Below are 3389 nucleotides of genomic sequence, written 5' to 3'. Positions count from 1 at the left end.
CACCTGCACTTCACCCATGGTATCATGTTCCGTTCTAAAATTCATAATCTTATAAGTTTTGCTGCAAATTTAAGGTTTATCTTCATATGGAAATGTAATGAAGATGATAATGTTTAAAACTCTTTTACGTTAAAAGGAGTATTATTTCTTATTTTTCCAGCTTTTAAAAAGAACTTATCAATTCATGACCTACCGTAATATTCTGGCCGTGGCTGTTATGGCCACTTTTCTATTTACCAATTGCTCTTCCTCCAATAAAAAACCCGCTGCTGATCCTCGTGTAAGAACTCAAAATGACGATAAAGCCGACAGTCTTTTACTCGTTTACAATCCTGCAAAAGGGGATAAATTCATAGCAGATTTCGTCCAGAATTTACATAAAAAATACGGCTTTAACGGCAATATGCTGGTGGCTAAAGATGGCAAGATCATTTATGAAAAAGCCATAGGATGGGCAGACTATCTGCACAGAGACAGCCTGAAAATCAATTCAGAATTTGAACTGGCTTCAGTAACCAAAACCTTTACCAGCGTAGCCATTATGCAGCTCATCGAAAAAGGAAAACTTTCTTTAAAAGATGACGTCAAGAAGTTCTTTCCAAATTTCCCGTATGACGGAATTAATATTAAAATGCTGCTTTCTCATCGCAGCGGAATGATGAACTACGTCTACTTCACAGACGGCATCTGGAAAGACAAGAAAAAGCCAATGAGCAATATGGATGTCATGAACCTGATTGCAGAATATAAGCCCGCACGTTATGCCGCTCCGGATACGCGTTTCCATTACAACAATTCAAATTTCATGGTCCTTGGTGCCATTATAGAAAAAGTGACCGGAAAGAAATATGCAGATTATATGATGGAAAACGTATTTAAGCCAGCAGGCATGAAGCATACACACGTTTACTCCACCACAGTGTACCCTAAAATCCCAGTAGATGTTGTTGGCCATGACCGCACCTGGAGGTACTCTGTTGTTCAGAATTTCCTGGACGGACCCGTAGGCGACAAAGGGATTTACAGCACTGTACATGACCTTGTTTTATACGACAACGCCTTACGTACAGGTCGGCTGTTGACCAAATCCAGCCTGGATTCTGCTTATACCGGCCACAATAAAGCCATCAACGGGCACTTCAACTATGGCTATGGCTGGAGAATGTTTGATGGGGAAAACGGCAGGAAAGTTGTTTACCACACTGGCTGGTGGCATGGGTTCAGACATATTTATGTTCGCGACCTCAATAAAAATATTGTAGTGATCTTTCTGGGCAACCTGACCAATGGAAGTTTACTCCATTTGGATGACCTGTATAAATACTTAAAAATGCCTGTAATCCGCAAAGGAGCGTATTCCGGAAATGGATCACTGCCAGGCAGCGATGAAGACTAATCAGGAAATCTTATCGAAAGATATCCCCTGGTTCTTTTTCTCCAGATAAGAACGCAAAAGATGATTTTGAGGAAGTGAAAGTGTTGGATCTTCCTCAAACACTTCAATAATTGTATTCCTGGCCTCCTGAAGAATCACCTGATCTTTGGCCAGATCTGCAAGCTTCAGATCCAATACACCACTTTGTTGTGTACCAGATAAATCTCCAGGTCCCCTCAGTTGTAAGTCGGTTTCTGAGATCTCAAACCCGTTATTTGTCCGGACCATGGTTTCCAAACGGAGTTTCCCCTCCTTTGTCAGTTTATTTCCTGACATCAGAATGCAAAAAGATTGTTCAGCCCCTCTTCCAACACGCCCCCTGAGTTGGTGCAGCTGAGACAGGCCAAAACGCTCGGCATGCTCAATCACCATTACCGATGCATTAGGTACATTTACCCCAACTTCAATTACAGTAGTAGCGACCATAATCTGCGTTTTACCTTCTACAAAAAGCTGCATTTCAAACTGCTTATCAGCATTGGACATCTTACCGTGAACAATGCTAATCTGAAAGTCGGGCAAAGGAAACTGATCACGCATCTGTTCTATACCTGCCTCCAGATATAGTAAATCCAATTTTTCACTCTCTTTAATCAGCGGATACACCACATAGACCTGACGTCCCTTCCTGATCTCTTCCTTCATAAAGCCAAACATCCGTAAACGCTGCCCTTCAAAAAGGTGTCTGGTCTCTATAGGCTTCCTGCCGGCAGGAAGCTCATCAATAATTGAAACGTCCAGATCCCCATACAAAGTCATCGCCAATGTTCTCGGAATAGGTGTAGCCGTCATCACCAGGATATGAGGAGGTACACTATTCTTCCTCCAGAGTTTAGCTCTCTGTTCTACACCAAAGCGATGCTGTTCATCAATCACTACTAAGCCCAGATTTTTAAATTGAACCTTATCCTCAATCAGCGCATGGGTACCCACAAGAATATCTATTTCTCCATTTTCAAGTTGCTGATGCAGCAGATTGCGTTGCTTCCTGGTTGTACTTCCCGTTAAGACCGCTACCTTTACAAAGTCCTCTTTAACCAGGGAAACCAGTGACTGATAATGCTGACGAGCAAGGATCTCTGTGGGTGCCATCATACAAGCCTGATAACCGTTATCGTTGGCCAGCAGCATACTCATTAAAGCTACAATTGTTTTTCCGCTTCCTACATCGCCCTGCACAAGCCTGTTCATTTGTGCCCCTCTTTGTGTATCCAGGCGGATCTCTTTGATCACTCTCTTTTGGGCATTGGTCAATTCAAAAGGAAGGATTTCTTTGTAAAAGGTATTGATCTTATCACCCACTTTATCAAAGACTGCACCTTTAAATTTCAAGGTTCGCTGTTGTTTACTGTTCAGCAACTGAAGCTGAATAAAAAAAAGCTCCTCAAACTTAAGCCGTCGTTCTGCATCCTGCAACGAATGGGCATTTGCAGGGAAATGGATGTGCTGTAAAGCATCCCTCTTACGAATAAGTTTATATTTATCCGTAATATAGCCAGGCAAAGTCTCCTTTACCTCACGGATGTGCTGCTCAATCAACAAACTTTGAAGTTTCTGAATTCCCTTACTATCCAGAAAGTGTTTCTTTAATTTTTCTGTCGAATTATAAATGGGCTGCAACGTCAGGTTTCCCGTGATGCCTGCAGGCCTGGGGTAATTTTCAAGTTCTGGGTGTGAAATACTAAAAGTCCCGTTAAACATATTCGGCTTACCAAAGACAATATAAACCTTACCCCTCATCACGTTTTCTTCTACCCATTTCAGGCTCTGAAACCAGACCAACTCCATGCTACCCGTTTCATCCGTGAGCCTGGCAACAATTCTTCTTTTATGCTTATCGCCTATAATCTGCCGGTCTGTAATTCTTCCTACGATCTGGACCAGTGGCTGATCTGGCTGAAGTTCATTGATCTTATAAAAACGGGTACGATCGATGTACCGAAAGGGATAATAA

At 42.2% G+C, this 3389-nt stretch carries 2 protein-coding genes; one reads left to right on the top strand and one right to left on the bottom strand.

Translation table 11 applies throughout. From position 1 onward, the window contains the following. Positions 1-184 precede the first annotated feature (184 nt). Positions 185-1396, top strand: coding sequence for a serine hydrolase (locus DBR11_RS21185; RefSeq protein WP_108554615.1), 1212 nt, complete (start codon positions 185-187; stop codon positions 1394-1396). Here the strand turns inward: DBR11_RS21185 and recG are convergent. Further along, a partial coding sequence (gene recG, locus DBR11_RS21180; protein ID WP_108554614.1) for an ATP-dependent DNA helicase RecG occupies positions 1397-3389 on the bottom strand: 1993 nt, incomplete at its 5' end. It lies immediately after the preceding gene.

This window comes from Pedobacter sp. HMWF019, assembly GCF_003061025.1.
Taxonomy (GTDB): domain Bacteria; phylum Bacteroidota; class Bacteroidia; order Sphingobacteriales; family Sphingobacteriaceae; genus Pedobacter.
The sequence above is the reverse complement of the archived record's forward strand: the minus strand, read 5'-3'. Positions and strand labels throughout refer to the sequence as shown.

Bases quoted from the DNA above. Each gene is read 5' to 3' on its own strand.
- DBR11_RS21185 (WP_108554615.1), top strand. From the start codon at position 185: ATGACCTACCGTAATATTCTGGCCGTGGCTGTTATGGCCACTTTTCTA.